Raw genomic sequence first — 16,312 nt, forward strand, 5'->3', positions numbered from 1 at the left:
AGTTCGCCGTTTAAACGAATCTAAACAAGGTATCTTACTATGGGTTTTAAATGTGGCATTGTTGGCTTGCCTAATGTGGGTAAATCGACACTTTTTAATGCATTAACAAAAGCGGGTATTGAAGCCGCTAACTTTCCTTTTTGTACCATTGAGCCTAATACAGGTGTGGTACCAGTGCCTGATCCTCGCCTAGACGCACTTGCTAAAATTGTAAACCCACAGCGCATTCTTACAACAAGTATGGAGTTTGTAGATATTGCCGGTTTAGTAAAAGGCGCATCTAAAGGTGAAGGTCTTGGTAACCAGTTTTTAGCTAATATTCGTGAAACTGACGCCATTGGCCACGTAGTTCGCTGTTTTAATGATGATAATATTATTCACGTAGCTGGCACTATTGACCCTGCTGATGATATTGACGTTATAAACACTGAATTAGTGCTTGCCGATATGGACAGCGCTGAAAAAGCATCGTTCCGTAATGCTAAAAAAGCTAAAGGTGGCGATAAAGACGCAAAAGAGCAAAATGCAGTACTTGAAAAAGTAAAAGTACACCTTGATGAAGGCTTAACATTACGTTCTTTAGAGTTAACTAAAGAAGAAAAAGCAGCTATCAGCTCTATTAACTTTTTAACTATCAAACCAACAATGTATATTGCTAACGTTGCTGAAGATGGTTTTGAAAACAACCCATACCTTGATGTTGTACGCGCTATTGCCGCAGCAGAAGATGCGATTGTTGTTCCTGTATGTGCTGCTATTGAATCTGAGCTTTCTGAGCTAGATGAAGAAGACAAGCTTGAGTTTATGGCTGATCTTGGTTTAGAAGAGCCAGGCCTTAACCTTGTTATTCGTGGTGGCTATGAATTACTGCAATTACAAACCTACTTTACAGCAGGCGTAAAAGAAGTACGCGCATGGACTATTCCTGTAGGTGCAACTGCGCCACAAGCAGCAGGTAAAATTCATACCGACTTTGAGCGTGGCTTTATTCGCGCACAAACGATTGCTTTTGACGACTTTATTGCCTTTAAGGGTGAGAGCGGCGCAAAAGAAGCAGGTAAAATGCGCCAAGAAGGTAAAGAGTACATTGTAAAAGACGGCGATGTAATGAACTTCTTGTTCAACGTATAAATATACATTACCCAAATTTAGTGTGGTGATGATTTTAAAGGCTCGTTTTTACGAGCCTTTTTTATTTCTTTAATACCTGCTGTGGTTTTTTAACGTCTGTATTTGTTTAGCAAAATTGAAGAACTGCGAATAAGTTTAAGTTTAGTGTTTTTAATGCAGCTAAAAAAACAGCATTTATGCTAAATTTTAGCCGCTTAGCTTACTTTTCCTGCAAACAAACCAAGTTAAGTGTTTTTTTGCAAAAAAGGTGTTGACGAATTTGGGCCATATCAGCATAATACGCCCCGCACTCAGCGATGAAGTGCTAACGAAAAAATATGGCTAAGTAGCTCAGCTGGTTAGAGCACATCACTCATAATGATGGGGTCACAGGTTCAAATCCCGTCTTAGCCACCATTATTTTTTTGTTACTCAATGAAGAGTTTAAAATAACTACCTAGTGTTTAATTACACAAAGTAATGCGGGAGTGGCGGAATTGGTAGACGCGCTGGATTTAGGTTCCAGTATCTTAGGATGTGAGAGTTCAAGTCTCTCCTTCCGCACCATTCTTGATAAGAATTAAAACTATCAATTGTTTTTGTTGGGATATCGCCAAGCGGTAAGGCACCAGGTTTTGATCCTGGCATTCCCAGGTTCAAATCCTGGTATCCCAGCCAACAATGGCTAAGTAGCTCAGCTGGTTAGAGCACATCACTCATAATGATGGGGTCACAGGTTCAAATCCCGTCTTAGCCACCATTTCTTCTTTTAGAAATGGCTCTGCAAGAGTTAAATTGCAGCTCAATGAAGAGTTTAAAATAACTACCTAGTGTTTTATTACACAAAGTAATGCGGGAGTGGCGGAATTGGTAGACGCGCTGGATTTAGGTTCCAGTAACTTCGGTTGTGAGAGTTCAAGTCTCTCTTTCCGCACCATTTCTTGATAAGAAATAAAACTATCAATTATTCTTTGTTGGGATATCGCCAAGCGGTAAGGCACCAGGTTTTGATCCTGGCATTCCCAGGTTCAAATCCTGGTATCCCAGCCAACTTCTTCTACCAAGGAAAGTTGTTTAAAGAATAGCTCAGCTAAGAGCTTAAAATTGCAAACTGTGTTTTATTACACAAACGATGCGGGAGTGGCGGAATTGGTAGACGCGCTGGATTTAGGTTCCAGTAACTTCGGTTGTGAGAGTTCAAGTCTCTCTTTCCGCACCATTTCTTGATAAGAAATAAAATTATCAATTATTCTTTGTTGGGATATCGCCAAGCGGTAAGGCACCAGGTTTTGATCCTGGCATTCCCAGGTTCAAATCCTGGTATCCCAGCCAACTTTTTCTACCAAGGAAAGTTGCTTAAAGAATAGCTCAGCTAAGAGCTTAAAATTGCAAACTGTGTTTTATTACACAAACGATGCGGGAGTGGCGGAATTGGTAGACGCGCTGGATTTAGGTTCCAGTAACTTCGGTTGTGAGAGTTCAAGTCTCTCTTTCCGCACCATTTCTTGATAAGAAATAAAACTATCAATTATTCTTTGTTGGGATATCGCCAAGCGGTAAGGCACCAGGTTTTGATCCTGGCATTCCCAGGTTCAAATCCTGGTATCCCAGCCAACTTTTTCTACCAAGGAAAGTTGCTTAAAGAATAGCTCTAGCTTAGAGTTTAAATTAGCAAATTAGTGATGCGGGAGTGGCGGAATTGGTAGACGCGCTGGATTTAGGTTCCAGTATCTTAGGATGTGAGAGTTCAAGTCTCTCCTTCCGCACCATGTTCTTAACTAGAACGAAAACTTGTACAAATTTATAGTTGGGATATCGCCAAGCGGTAAGGCACCAGGTTTTGATCCTGGCATTCCCAGGTTCAAATCCTGGTATCCCAGCCAATTTGTTTATACTTCCTGCTTAAATTACTCTTCCTTTTTTGTATTACTCATAAGTACTCATAACTACTCACTCTAAATCTATTTATTTTAAACTTCTGTATTTTTAATCTATCTATAAAATCTTATTTTAATAACTGTATTTAAATAGCTGTATTTTATTAGCAACCCCTCTGCTACCGCACTTTTAATCAATAAATAAGCATAAAAAAAGACCCATAAATGAGCCTTTTCAATAGTTCACAAATGTTATAGCAATTAGTATTAATTTAACTCGCCGCTAATAGCGTATTTTAAAACCCAGTTTTTTACCGGTCCGGTATTGTTAGCTATTTTTAAAAATTGGCTACGCGCCCATTTTAATGGCGCAATTTGATTAGAAAAGCCAAAGTAGCAGGCATCCATCATACTCATCATTAATAAGTTTGCTTTGCGGCGCGATTTTTCATACTCATTTAATTTTAATGGGCAACCTATGTCATCAGCACTTAATAGCACCTGTGCAAGCGCTACAACGTCTTGAAAGCCTAAATTTACGCCCTGCCCGGCTAATGGGTTAATAGTATGTGCAGCGTCACCTACAAGCACTAGTCGCCCTTGCGAATATTTATTTGCGTGCTGGCGAGCCAGTGGAAACACCGCGTGCTTTAACACGGTAAAATCACCGGCAAGCTCAGGAAACTTTTTAACAATATGTGTTTTAAGTTGCAGCGGGTTTAAACCTTTAAAGCTTTGCAGTGTATTGGCATCGTCATACCAAATTAAATTAGCGTAAGGAGCCTGCATAGGTAAAAAGGCCAAAGGGCCGGTGGGAGTAAATTGCTGCCACGTTTTTACTTGTTGCGGCGCATCAAGTTTTATAAGTACGCCCATGCAGTGCTGCTGATACTGCCAACCGGTTATACCTATGTTGGCTTTAGCGCGTAATTGCGATTGCCCGCCGTCGGCTGCAATAACTAAATCAGCGGTATACGTTTGCTCACCATACACTAGCGTAATTGCATCTGAGGTTTGCTCAATACTCGTAATAGGCGCTGCTTGCTCAATAACTTCAATGTTGTATTGCTCAAATTGCTGCCATAAACTGGCTTGAATTAGGTTATTTTCAATTAAGTGGCCTAAATGCGTGGTGTTTATATCGGCGCAATCAAATAATAAATTATCGCCACCGCGCTCAAATGCTTCTAATTGTTGATACGGCGCTAACCTACTTTGTTGTAAAAGTGGCATTGCGCCCAATTCGTCTAGCAGCTTTTCTGAAAAACGATTTATTGCCGATACGCGAATATCAACCTGATCACTGCTTAAAACTTGCTGCGGATTTATTAGTTTTTTTTCTATTATGCGCACTGCTTTGCCTTGCTGGGCAAGTTTAATTGCCATAGCAGCACCCACCATGCCAGCACCCACAACAATTACTTTATTTTTTGTCATGTTCTCATCTTTTTAATTTCTTAAAACTATTTTAATTGTATCGTAATTAGCTTGTTATGTGCCAAAGGATACGCTCAACTGTGGATAAAACTAAAGCTGCATTGATTTGAAATCACAAACATGAAAACTATACTTGGATTTACGTGTGTATCCAGCTAAAATACGCGTCCTTTAAGTGGGTATAGCGCAGTAATGCATTTCACTTAATCCTGTTTCTAGCACATTTTTGTGCCACTATCGAATTGAACACGAGGCAATATTTCAATGAGCAAAAAGCTGCATATTAAAACCTGGGGTTGTCAGATGAACGAATACGACTCTCAGAAAATGGCTGAACTTTTAGATGCCACCAATGGCTACCAGCTAACTGATGATGCAACAGATGCCGACGTAATTTTACTTAACACCTGTTCAATTCGTGAAAAAGCACAAGAAAAAGTGTTCCATCAGTTAGGTCGTTGGAAGTTGTTAAAAGACGACAAGCCAGACTTAATTATTGGCGTAGGTGGTTGTGTTGCCTCACAAGAAGGTGACTCTATTCGCCAGCGTGCGCCATTTGTAGACGTTATTTTTGGCCCACAAACGCTGCACCGTTTACCAGAAATGATTAAACAAGTGCAAGGCGATAAAGGCTCATCGGTTGTTGATATTTCATTCCCAGAGATTGAAAAATTTGACCGTTTACCAGAGCCAAAAGCCGATGGCCCATCTGCGTTTGTATCTATTATGGAAGGCTGCTCTAAGTACTGTACTTTTTGTGTTGTACCATACACTCGCGGCGAAGAAGTTAGCCGCCCAGTAGATGACGTACTATTAGAAATTGCCCAGCTTGCTGAGCAAAACGTACGTGAAGTAAACCTACTTGGCCAAAACGTAAACGCGTACCGCGGCGACACACACGATGGCGAAATTTGTTATTTTTCGGATTTAATTCGTCTTATTGCTGCCATTGATGGTATTGACCGTATTCGTTACACCACATCGCATCCAGTAGAGTTTACCCAAGATATAGTTGACGTATACGCCGATGTACCAGAGCTTGTAGATCATTTACATCTACCAGTACAAAGTGGTTCAGACCGTATTTTAAACCTAATGAAACGCGGCCATACGGCAATTGAATATAAGTCGACAATTCGTAAGTTACGCAAAATTCGTCCTAACTTAAGCATGTCGTCAGATTTTATTATTGGTTTTCCGGGTGAAACCCAAGATGACTTTGAAGCAACCATGAAGCTAATTAGCGACGTTGGTTTTGATATGAGCTTTAGCTTTATTTACAGTGCACGCCCAGGTACACCAGCGGCCGACTTGCCAGATGACGTAACCGAGCAAGAGAAAAAAGAGCGTTTATACTTACTGCAAAATCGTATTACACAAATGGCGCAACAAATTAGCCGTCAAATGTTCGATACAGAGCAGCGTATACTCGTTGAAGGTCCTTCTAAAAAGAACCCAATGGAATTACGTGGCCGTACCGAAAACAACCGTGTAGTTAACTTTGTTGGCCCACATACAGTGATCGGTCAGTTTGTTGACGTACGTATTACCGAGGCACTACCAAATTCTTTACGTGGTGACTTAATTCGTACAGAATCAGAAATGAACTTACGTCGTGAAATCGCTCCTTCAGCTATTTTAACCAAAGCTGCAAGCCTTGAGCCTAAACCTGACACTATAAACGAAATTGGCGTTGCTACTTTCGTCCCTTAGTGGAAATTTTAGCGCCAGTTAACACTGGCGCCATGCTATAGGAAGTAATTTTGAGTAATCAGTTAAAAACATTAGAGATTTATTTAGAACCTGCCGATAACAAACGCCTTTCTTCTTTATGTGGCCCGTTTGACGAAAACATCAAACAAATTGAACGCCGACTCGGTGTTGAAATTATCCACCGCGATAACTTTTTTAAAGTCACAGGCAAAACTTACAGTAGCGCCAGCGCTGTAGAAATTTTAAAAAACCTTTATATTGATACTCAACCTGTGCGCGGCGAAATTGGCGAAATAGAACCCGACAACGTGCACTTAGCCATTACCGAATCAAACGCCCTTGAACAAGACGCCACAACCAGCACTTACACCAAAGAAATGGTGATTAAAACGCGCCGTGGTGTTATAAAGCCGCGTAACGAAAACCAAGGTATATACGTTTCTAATATTTTGCATCACGATATTACCTTTGGCATTGGCCCTGCTGGTACAGGCAAAACATACTTAGCTGTGGCAACTGCAGTTGATGCCCTAGAGCGCCAAGAAATTCGCCGTATATTGCTTACCCGCCCAGCGGTAGAAGCAGGTGAAAAGCTCGGTTTTTTACCGGGCGATTTAAGCCAAAAGGTCGACCCATACTTGCGCCCGCTTTACGATGCGCTATTTGAAATGCTTGGCTTTGAAAAAGTAGAAAAACTAATCGAAAAAAACGTTATTGAAATTGCCCCACTTGCTTATATGCGTGGGCGTACGCTTAATGATGCCTTTATTATTTTAGATGAAAGCCAAAATACCACCGCAGAGCAAATGAAAATGTTTTTAACCCGTATTGGGTTTAACTCAAAAGCGGTTATTACTGGCGACATAACGCAAGTAGATTTACCACGTGGTGTGCGCTCAGGCTTACGCCATGCAATGGAAGTACTCGATGGCGTAGACGAAATAAGCTTTAACCACTTTAAAGCCCAAGACATAGTTCGCCACCCTGTGGTTGCGCGTATTGTTGAAGCCTACGAGCGCAACGATGAAAGCGAGCGACTTATGCGCCTAGAAAAGCAAAAAGCCCGAGAGCAACTTGCCGCTCAACAACCGCCTGCTACTAAAGAGTAATACCGTGAACACTGAACTTGATTTACAAATAGCCTGTGAGTTTGACAACTTACCAAGCGAGGCACAATTTGCGCTTTGGGCCGACAAAGCCCTTAGCCAATACCGCGACGAATCTGAACTCACTATTGTAATTAGTGACGAAGCGCAGTCGCAACAACTCAACAACGACTACCGTGGTAAAAACAAGCCTACCAATGTACTGTCGTTTGAGTTTGAAGCACCACCGGGAATAGATATTCCTTTAGTAGGTGATTTAGTTATTTGCCCAGCTATTGTATTGGCTGAAGCAATTGAGCAAGAAAAGTCATTTCATGACCACTTTGCTCATATGGTTATTCATGGATGCTTGCATTTGCTTGGATTTGACCATATAAAGAGTGAAGATGCTTTTGAGATGGAAAGTATAGAAAAGCAATTACTTGCTGAGCTAAACATAGCAGACCCATATCGGGACGAAATTTAAATAAACGGAGTAATCAGATATAATGAGCGACGGTAACTCGCATTCTAGCCAGGGTTCTTCTGGAAAAAGCTGGCTGGGCCGAATAGCCCAAAAGTTTCAAGGGGAACCCCAGAACAGAGAAGAGCTGGTTGAAGTAATTGCCGATGCGCAAGAGCGGGATGTAATCGATCCAGAAACCAAAGAGATGATTGAAGGTGTGCTTGGCGTGTCTAAGCTTAAAGTGCGAGACATTATGGTGCCGCGCTCACAAATGATCACCCTTGAGATCGACAGCCCGCTTGAAGAGCTCATACCTATGATGGTTCACTCTACGCACTCACGCTTTCCGGTGGTGTGTGAGGACAAAGACCATGTAGAAGGGATTTTACTCGCTAAAGATTTATTACCCCTAATCTTAAACAAAGACGACTTACTGCCCTCACTGCGCGATTATTTACGCCCAGCAATGGTAGTACCCGAAAGTAAACGTGTCGATACCCTGCTTAACGAATTTCGTCAGCAACGCTACCATATGGCTATTGTTATTGATGAATACGGCGGTGTATCGGGCTTAGTCACTATTGAAGATATTCTTGAAATAATCGTGGGCGAAATAGAAGACGAACACGACGAAGAAGAAGAGCAACAAGATATTCGCCAACTTGCTAAGCATGTTTACGTAGTACAAGCGCTAACCCCTGTTGATGACTTTAACGAGCATTTTAAAACAGGTTACAGCACAGATGACGCCGATACTATTGGTGGCACTGTATTACATGCCTTTGGCCACATGCCAAGCCGTGGCGAAACCATTGATATAGAAGGTTACCAATTTAAAGTAACCAACTCTGACAATCGCCGCATCTTGCAACTGCAAGTCACCGTTCCTAAGGTTGATGATAACTACAGTGAAGATTCTGCTAACTAAGTTCACCTTATTAGCAAAAGATAAAAAAGCATGGCTCGCATTAATTGCGGGCCTTATTTTAACTTTTGCCTATGCCCCCTTTGAAATTTGGCCCATTGCATTTTTTAGCCTTGCTGCCATCATTTTTTGTATTAATCCAAAAAACACCGGTAAAACACACGCAAAAACAGCCGCTAAATATGGCTTTATATTTGGTTTAGGTTGGTTTGGTGCTGGTATTAGCTGGGTACATGTATCTATAGCCACTTTTGGCGGCATGCCATTAATCGCTTCTTTAGCGCTTATGGCCTTATTGTGTTCATACTTAGCGTTATTTCCTGCACTTGCCTTTTGGGCAACAACTCGCTTTGCCAGCGGCCCTAAAAGTTATGGCGCATTATTAATTGTAAGTTTTGCCATAAGCGAATACTTACGCGCACACTTACTAACAGGCTTTCCATGGTTAAGTTTTGGTTATACGCAAACCGACAGCCCACTTAGACTGCTTGCCCCTTATATTGGCGAATTTGGTTTAACCTTAGTATGTATTGCCATTGGTTTTGCATTGTATCGCCTAAGCCAAAAAGATTTTAAAACACTGGCCATAACCAGCAGTGCTTTAGCACTACTTTTTGCTGGTGCATACACCACAGGTACAGCACAGTACTCTGGCAAAAGCATGTCGACATTACTTGTACAAGGTAATATAAAACAAAATCTGCGCTTTGATCCCAGCCAGTTTTGGACCACCATGAGTAAATACCAAGACCTAACCCGCACACACTGGGACGCCGACTTAATAGTATGGCCCGAAGCCGCAGTACCCGAAATAGAAGCGCTTGCCGACTCATACCTAGCAGGCTTAGACAGCGCCGCTTCATTTAATAAAACCGCGCTAATTACCGGTGTTGTTGACTACCAACTCGACACTAAAACTATTTTTAATACCCTTATAGTAGTAGGTAATAAAAATAAAGATGATGAACACGGCCACTACCGCTACCTAGATAAAAACCGCTATCAAAAACACCAATTACTCCCTATTGGCGAATTTGTACCATTTGAAGATTTACTGCGCCCTATTGCACCGTTGTTTGATTTACCTATGTCGTCGTTTACCCGTGGCGACAAAGTACAAAACAACCTACGTGCTAACGGCTTTAATATACTACCCGCTATATGCTACGAAATAGTATTTGCCGACCTAGTGCGTGGTAATTATCAGCACAGCTCAGATTTACTCTTTACCGTAAGTAACGATGCTTGGTTTGGCGACTCCATTGGCCCTCACCAGCATATGCAAATCGCTCGCATGCGCGCTCTAGAGCTACAGCGGCCACTAATACGTGTTACTAACAACGGCGTAAGCGGCGTATACGACCCAATAAGCCACACGCAACAAAGCATGCCACAGTTTGAAGCAACCACCATGAAAGCCGACGTTAAGTTAATACAAGGCGACAGCGTGTACAGCCAATACGGCAACATGTTTGTATGGGGATTTGTGTTGTTGCTGGGTATTGGCGGGTTTTTGGGGCGTATAAAAAGAACTGTTTTTTAATATTTCTCCCACTAAATGTTTACTCTAAATGTCTAAAGAACTTAGAGTAAACCACAATTAAATAATTAAGACTATTCAGTTTTAAATATTAAAATCAATATCTAAAACTCTAGCCACCATTCTATTTTTCTCTTCAATTGGAGAGTAGATATCAGTAACAAAAGTAATAATTTCACTTTTTAAAGCTGTTTCAAATGAATCATACCCTTTTGAAAATTTTAAATAATCGAAAATGCTTAGCTTTGCAATACCGGAACTTTTTCCCTGCTTTTTACTTTTTCTAGATATTTTCTCAAGCTCTGCAGCTGTAAGTAAGTTGATATTAAATGTGGTTTTTTGACGCTTGAAAAAATGGTTATCGAGTAAATGTTCAGAAGCCAAAACTGCACCTCTTACACCATTATTAAATAGATTTATTGTAGATAATAAATTATTACTTGTTATTGATTCCAATGAGGCGACTTCATACTCCCCATCTTTAATTTCAAACTCAATGACCCTAGTTTTTAAAATTTCAGATACTATATTTCCAAGAATTGTATCTTTGCTTTCAGTATTTAAGCGATTTAATTTCTTGTTTTGAAAATACTTTAAAACTAATAGAGCATTATAATCATTTGTATCTATTTCTTTTAGAAATTGAAGAACATTATCAAATTTATCCTCTTCATCTATTACCTCTAATAGTTTTAGGTAAAACTTCTCTTTATGCACATGAGGTAAAGACGCAATAAACTTAGCTGCATGGAATTCCTGAATTGATTTATGGAGAAAAAGATACTTATCAAATCCGTCTTTTTGTATTAAACAGGTGATATCTATAAGGTCGTTTTGTACTTTTTCTGTGAGTTCAAGCGAAGTACCATTAAGCTTTAATGCTGAATTTAGAAACTTATAAAGTGACTCCTCAGTAAACTCCATTACATTCTTATTTAAGCTATCGAAACAAAAAGCATTAAAAATATTTCCTGCTTCAATTGAAGATACTTGAGAACTTCTCTCTCTATTGAAATTTTTAATTTTATCGTGGCGACTGAACAGCGTTATAAATAATTTATCATAAAAATCAATTACATTCTTAGGTACAATATCAAGGTACGGGTAGCATACGTATAACAAGTTGACAAGAATTGGACTGACTAATGTTCCCTGTAATTGTAAATTATGAATTATTAGATCTTTTAGCTCTTCATTTACTGCATTTTTTTCAAGTTTTAAAATAATTGATATGATTTCATTACAGTTCAGTGTTTTAACTTTGAAGTTTATAATATCTATCTCGGTACATATTTCTGTACCGGGGCGGCTGGTTACAATGACACTACAATTATACCTTGTCTTCAATTGGTTAATTTCATTCAATAACCGGTGACGTCGGCTAGAAATTACCTCATCAAACCCATCTAGCATCAAAACAACTTTCCTAGATTGTAGTAATATTTCAACGTCACCTTCAATTAAAGATAAACTTATATCTTCAAGCTGTTGCTTTAAATAATCCAAGATACTGCTTTCTTCGATTTTTCTTAACTCTATAAAGAAAGGAAATCTTTCTGCCTTATAGATCTCTTCAAGAAATAACTTTCGAAGTATTGTACTTTTTCCCTGCCCAGCAATACCAATGATATTCACTGTTCGATTAAAATTTAAAGTAAAAGTATCGCCAACGATAAATTCTTCACTGCCTCCTTGTTTAACTATTCGTAAAGGTGAGTATATTTCGTTTAAATAAACGTCAGATTCTGCGCTATGTAGCGTCCGCATTTTTAAAAAACGATTAACATACCTTTCAGTATAAATAGTCGCTGGATAGTCTTCAGATAGTTGCCCTAGAATATTTTTACCTTGATTTTCACCAATGTCCCAAGCTTTATCAATTAGTTTCTTCGTTAGATGAGTTATGGCTTGCTTCAAAGCCGCTGAAGTTAATACTGTTAATGGTTCCACTCTTTATCGCCTTCCCTCATTTGAATTTTAAGTTAACCTTGAGACGTACCTACAACTGTTTCAACATTCACAGGTTGATTCTAGTTTCCTTTAATAACCACAGTCCTGATATTTTACCTTGAATAGCTTGCCTATTTGGATCCCAATATATTTGCAGGAAGCCTAATAGCTCGCTGCTTAGTACTACAACATTGATATTATGCTTTTTAACCCGACTTTTGGCCGCGCTAATGTAACGAAAGTAAACAGCAGCCCGGCAAAAATATTATCTATTTAACGGTAAGCGGTGCGTTATTAATCGCTGATAATGGCAGGTTTACATCGAATAATTGGCCACGAACTTGGGCAACCCCCATAGCCTTTAAGCGTGCTGTGTGCATAGTTAAATACGCATTAGCTGATGCTTCATCTTCAAATAGGTAAATACCACCAGCAAGTTGACCTTGTTGGTTTTCGGTCCAAATTTTCCAAATAATACCGGGTTCATGGTTAATTGATTCGGCTAAATCTTTTAATGCTGCTGACATTTGCTCCCCAAACGGGCCTGCAAAATCAAAGTCTACCTGTAATAATTTTTTCACTATAAGCTCTCTTTTAACTAAAGCGCGGTATCACGCTTTTAATAATACTCTAATAAATTAGTTAGCTACCAAGCACACGCAAAGTAGCTAACAGGCTGCGTGACTTAGCAGCTTAATTTATTGCAATTAGCGACCAAATTCACTCGGTGGTGCTGGCACTACCAATGGTTTTTTCGGATTTGCTTTAAGCTCTTTTAATAACTCTTTTACAGCGCGTTCAATCGACGGATCTTGTCCGGCTTGAATAAGCTCTGGGCGATCAATCACTTCTATGTCTGGGCTTACGCCTTCATTTTCAATGATCCAGTTACCTTCGTTATCTAAAATTCTAAAAGTAGCGGCAATAACTGAGCCACCATCTACAAGCCCAGGGTTGCCCGAAATACCAATTAAACCGCCCCAGGTACGCGTACCAATTAATTTGCCTAAACCTGCTTGGCGAAAGTAATACGGTAGTGCGTCGCCGCCTGAACTAGAGTAGCCATTGATCAGCATAGCTTTAGGGCCATCGTGTGCAAACTGCGGGGTTTTAGTTGGCTCTACACCACGGCGTTTCCAGTAGTTAAGCGGTTTACGCGCTAACCAGGTGATCATATGTTCAGGTATAAAACCGCCGCCATTGTAACGATCGTCTATGATCATTGCTTCTTTATTAGTTTGCGGTAAAAAGTTTTTAAATAACGAACGGTTACCTTCGTAATGGGTGTTAGGTAAATGCACGTAGCCAATACGCCCATCTGAAAGCTTATTAACATACTCAGCGCGCGATTGTGCCCACTGTAAGTAACGCAATCCAGTTTCGCTGGCAATAGGCGTTACCATTACTTTCCAGCTGTTTTTTAGGCTTGGTGATTTACTGAGTAGTAATTCAACCGATTTACCTTGGGTGTTTTCTAGTAGTTCGTAAAAGTTGACTACGCTTTTTACTGAGCGGCCATTTACTGCAATTATGTAATCGCCTACATTGGCGTTAATACCGGTTTCGTTTAGCGGTGAGCGAAAGTTTTCGTGCCAGTTTTCGCCTTTAAAAATAGTCTCTATTTTTACAAAGCCTGATTTATGCGCGCTAATTTCTGCGCCCAATAAGCCATGCTGTAAACGAGGAGATGTTGGCATATCGCCCGAGTTAACATAAATATGCCCTGAGTTTATTTCGCCTGCTATTTCACTTAATACATAATCTAGGTCGGCTCGATGTGCAATAGCGTCTGCCATAGGTTGGTAACGCGCTAAAATAGCATTCCAGTCTTGGCCATGATGGTTTTCGTCATAAAACCAGTCGCGCAGAGTCCGCCAGCCTTCACGATACATTTGTGCCCATTCGGTTTGTGGGTCAATTTTTAATACCATGTCTTGCAAGTTAAGTTGCGTAGCTTTTAAGTCTTGTTTAGCTTCTGGCTTTATTACGCTAATGTTTTTTCCTGCACGAGCAATAATATGCTCAGCATTAGCCGACACTTTATAATTACTCACTCCTGCTGCTATTGTGGCAACTTCACCATCAACGGCATTAGGCACTAACTTAAGCTCTCCTGCCGATAGTGTTAATACGCCGTCTTTTACGCCGCTTAGTGCGCCGTAGTTTCCTGCAGGTACATTTAGCGCCACAACACGGCTCATAAAGCCGTTACTTTCTATATAATTGCTGGGTGCTTTAGCTGACTTTTTATCGTCTTTATCTGCTTTTGAGTCAACAATGCTTATTTCGTCACTCAGCGGTGTATTAAGTGGCTTGATTTTACTGTTTACTGCAACCGAATACAGTCGGGTTGCATTGTTAAACATGTAGTCAAACTCGTAGCTACTAAAAGTTAAATTAAAGTCGCGCTCTGATGTGAAATACAATTGCTGCCCGTCGGGAGAAAACGCTGGGGTTGTCTCACTGCTCATGTCATCAGTTAAGCGAGTAACGCGTTTGTCTTTTAAATTGTAATGCCATAATGAGGCGTAGCGATTTTCGTTATTTTTAACAAACACTATATCCTCGCTATTAGGCGACCAAATATAGCTAGTTAAACCATCTTCATTATATTTTGCGGTATCAATTTTACGCTGCTTACCGGTTTTAATATCGAGCCACCACAGGGTGTGATTCTGATCGCTAAACAATAACTTTTTATTATCTGGTGACCAAACTGGCTCAAAACGCCAAATACTGCCATTACTGGTCAGTTGCTTAACTTGGTTATTGTTAGCTCTGTCTTTTAGGTAAATTTCGTACTCGCCTGTTTCATCACTCATGTAAGCAATATAGCGTCCATTGGGCGACCATGTAGCCGATATTTCACGCCCTTTTGGCGTATGGCTTAAGTTTCGGGTTGGGCCATTTTTAACCGGCACAGAAAACAGTTCGCCGCGGGCGGTAAATAGTACTCTTTTTCCATCGTGCGATACGTCCATTGAATCAATAAAGTCACTAACATTTTTACTGTAGGCCATTGTATGTTCACGGTTACCTTGAACATTTATGCTCAGCTTTTCAGATTGCTGCGTGGCGTCATCAAAGCGATACAAATAACCACCATTTTCATACACTATGGCGTTGGGCCCAGCCGAGGGCCAAAGCACATCAAAGTCGCTGTGGTTAGTTACTTTTATCGGATTTTTGCCATCTTGATGTTTGTATAAATTTAGCGTGTATTCTCTGTCCGACACGTAGTAAATGTTATTGTTAACCCAAGTAGGCTGTTGGTCGGTTGCTCTGTCGGTTGTTAATTGCTTTGATTTGTTATTTTCTAAATCGTAAACCCATACATCTTGTGCGCGCCCGCCACGGGTGCGTTTCCAAGTACGAAATTCGCGATCAATGGGTGTATACACATACTGTTTGCCATCGGGCGATAACATGCCACCGCCAGTTTCTGGTATGGCTAATGGTTGCTCTAGGCCACCCGCAGCAGGCACTATATAAGGTCGGCCAACACGCTGACCATAAGGGGTACGGTTAGCTCTAAACACAATATGCTTACCGTCTGGGGTCCAATCAAGTACACGATAATCAAAACCTCCGCGCGGCGGCATTACACCTACGTCGTTATAATAAGTCAGTTGTTTTAAGTCGGAGCCATCGCGGTTCATTACATACACTTGGCGGCTGCCATTATATTGGGCAGAAAAAGCGATTTGGCTGCCATCTGGCGAAAATTTAGGAAAGGTTTCAAAACCAATATGATCAGTTAAGCGCGTGCTTTTACCTGTTTTAGTGTTTGCTATATAAATATCGCCCGCATAAACAAAGGTTACTGATTCTTTATGAATATCGGGAAAGCGTAATAAGCGGGTATCTTGTGTTTGATAAGCCGCAACCATCGGCGATATTGCCGGTGCAACCGCTACTGCTATTGCTGTTAATAAAGTGCGTAGTTTCAAGGTTATCGTCCTTACAATGTTATTTCATTTCATAATAACAATAAAAAGACAGTTTGCAGCTTTGTGCGACAAATTACTGTAACAAGGTGTAAATACAGTCATTGTAAAAGCTTAATAATTGGTAATATATTTCACTCACATTTTAATATTTTAAACACCTACTCTAGCTAAAAGCAGTACTTTAAGCCCATTAAAAAAATAAAAGTTAATACTGCCTTGATTTATTCAGCTTTTGTTAATACTATCTTGCCCAATAAAA

10 protein-coding genes and 12 tRNA genes are annotated in these 16,312 nt (G+C 40.3%); 18 read left to right on the forward strand and 4 right to left on the reverse strand.

The features are described 5' to 3' along the window. Positions 1 to 39 precede the first annotated feature (39 nt). The 13 genes from ychF to I6E78_RS02185 all read left to right on the forward strand — a co-directional run bounded on the left by ychF (position 40) and on the right by I6E78_RS02185 (position 2,993). The gene (gene ychF / locus I6E78_RS02125) at positions 40 to 1,131 is read left to right on the forward strand and encodes a redox-regulated ATPase YchF (RefSeq protein ID WP_011327737.1); all 1,092 of its coding nucleotides are present in this window, start codon (positions 40 to 42) and stop codon (positions 1,129 to 1,131) included. Between the two features lie 319 nt (positions 1,132 to 1,450). After that, a tRNA-Met gene (locus I6E78_RS02130) sits at positions 1,451 to 1,527 on the forward strand. Positions 1,528 to 1,592: 65 nt separating this feature from the next. Beyond that, positions 1,593 to 1,677: transfer RNA gene (locus I6E78_RS02135), tRNA-Leu, on the forward strand. A 36-nt stretch (positions 1,678 to 1,713) separates the two neighbouring features. After that, positions 1,714 to 1,788 (forward strand) — tRNA-Gln (locus tag I6E78_RS02140). Positions 1,789 to 1,793: 5 nt separating this feature from the next. Further along, positions 1,794 to 1,870 (forward strand) — tRNA-Met (locus I6E78_RS02145). 92 nt (positions 1,871 to 1,962) lie between these two features. Beyond that, positions 1,963 to 2,047: transfer RNA gene (locus tag I6E78_RS02150), tRNA-Leu, on the forward strand. Between the two features lie 38 nt (positions 2,048 to 2,085). Further along, positions 2,086 to 2,160 (forward strand) — tRNA-Gln (locus I6E78_RS02155). 84 nt (positions 2,161 to 2,244) lie between these two features. After that, a tRNA-Leu gene (locus I6E78_RS02160) sits at positions 2,245 to 2,329 on the forward strand. Between the two features lie 38 nt (positions 2,330 to 2,367). Beyond that, a tRNA-Gln gene (locus I6E78_RS02165) sits at positions 2,368 to 2,442 on the forward strand. Between the two features lie 84 nt (positions 2,443 to 2,526). Next, a tRNA-Leu gene (locus I6E78_RS02170) sits at positions 2,527 to 2,611 on the forward strand. Positions 2,612 to 2,649: 38 nt separating this feature from the next. Continuing rightward, positions 2,650 to 2,724, forward strand: a tRNA-Gln gene (locus tag I6E78_RS02175). A gap of 70 nt (positions 2,725 to 2,794) precedes the next feature. Next, positions 2,795 to 2,879, forward strand: a tRNA-Leu gene (locus tag I6E78_RS02180). A 39-nt stretch (positions 2,880 to 2,918) separates the two neighbouring features. Continuing rightward, positions 2,919 to 2,993 (forward strand) — tRNA-Gln (locus I6E78_RS02185). A 261-nt stretch (positions 2,994 to 3,254) separates the two neighbouring features. Here the strand turns inward: I6E78_RS02185 and I6E78_RS02190 are convergent. Then, complete coding sequence (locus I6E78_RS02190) at positions 3,255 to 4,424, reverse strand: FAD-dependent monooxygenase (protein WP_197181861.1); 1,170 nt, start codon at positions 4,422 to 4,424, stop codon at positions 3,255 to 3,257. 264 nt (positions 4,425 to 4,688) lie between these two features. Between I6E78_RS02190 and miaB the strand changes: the two genes are divergently transcribed. The 5 genes from miaB to lnt are packed head-to-tail and all read left to right on the forward strand — an operon-like array spanning position 4,689 to position 10,156. After that, the gene (gene miaB / locus I6E78_RS02195; RefSeq protein WP_086994706.1) at positions 4,689 to 6,137 is read left to right on the forward strand and encodes a tRNA (N6-isopentenyl adenosine(37)-C2)-methylthiotransferase MiaB; all 1,449 of its coding nucleotides are present in this window, start codon (positions 4,689 to 4,691) and stop codon (positions 6,135 to 6,137) included. A gap of 50 nt (positions 6,138 to 6,187) precedes the next feature. Next, positions 6,188 to 7,246, forward strand: a complete 1,059-nt coding sequence (locus tag I6E78_RS02200; RefSeq protein WP_011327734.1) for a PhoH family protein — start codon at positions 6,188 to 6,190, stop codon at positions 7,244 to 7,246. Between the two features lie 4 nt (positions 7,247 to 7,250). After that, on the forward strand, positions 7,251 to 7,709 hold the full coding sequence (gene ybeY / locus I6E78_RS02205; RefSeq protein WP_011327733.1) for an rRNA maturation RNase YbeY: 459 nt from the start codon (positions 7,251 to 7,253) through the stop codon (positions 7,707 to 7,709). Positions 7,710 to 7,731: 22 nt separating this feature from the next. Next, positions 7,732 to 8,616, forward strand: a complete 885-nt coding sequence (corC, locus tag I6E78_RS02210; RefSeq protein WP_011327732.1) for a CNNM family magnesium/cobalt transport protein CorC — start codon at positions 7,732 to 7,734, stop codon at positions 8,614 to 8,616. Then, positions 8,597 to 10,156 (forward strand): apolipoprotein N-acyltransferase, encoded by a 1,560-nt coding sequence (gene lnt / locus I6E78_RS02215; protein ID WP_197181862.1) that lies wholly within the window; start codon positions 8,597 to 8,599, stop codon positions 10,154 to 10,156. Before corC ends, lnt begins: the two co-directional genes overlap by 20 nt. Positions 10,157 to 10,237: 81 nt before the next feature. On the opposite strand, the gene I6E78_RS02220 is transcribed toward lnt, so the two are convergent. The 3 genes from I6E78_RS02220 to I6E78_RS02230 form a co-directional block, all read right to left on the reverse strand. Next, positions 10,238 to 12,103, reverse strand: a complete 1,866-nt coding sequence (locus I6E78_RS02220; RefSeq protein ID WP_197181863.1) for an NACHT domain-containing protein — start codon at positions 12,101 to 12,103, stop codon at positions 10,238 to 10,240. 269 nt (positions 12,104 to 12,372) lie between these two features. Continuing rightward, the gene (locus tag I6E78_RS02225) at positions 12,373 to 12,684 is read right to left on the reverse strand and encodes a monooxygenase (RefSeq protein WP_011327728.1); all 312 of its coding nucleotides are present in this window, start codon (positions 12,682 to 12,684) and stop codon (positions 12,373 to 12,375) included. A 126-nt stretch (positions 12,685 to 12,810) separates the two neighbouring features. Continuing rightward, on the reverse strand, positions 12,811 to 15,993 hold the full coding sequence (locus I6E78_RS02230; RefSeq protein ID WP_427569106.1) for a S41 family peptidase: 3,183 nt from the start codon (positions 15,991 to 15,993) through the stop codon (positions 12,811 to 12,813). Positions 15,994 to 16,312: the final 319 nt, after the last annotated feature.

The sequence above is a fragment of the Pseudoalteromonas sp. NZS127 genome (assembly GCF_015864805.1).
GTDB classification, from domain to species: domain Bacteria; phylum Pseudomonadota; class Gammaproteobacteria; order Enterobacterales; family Alteromonadaceae; genus Pseudoalteromonas; species Pseudoalteromonas nigrifaciens.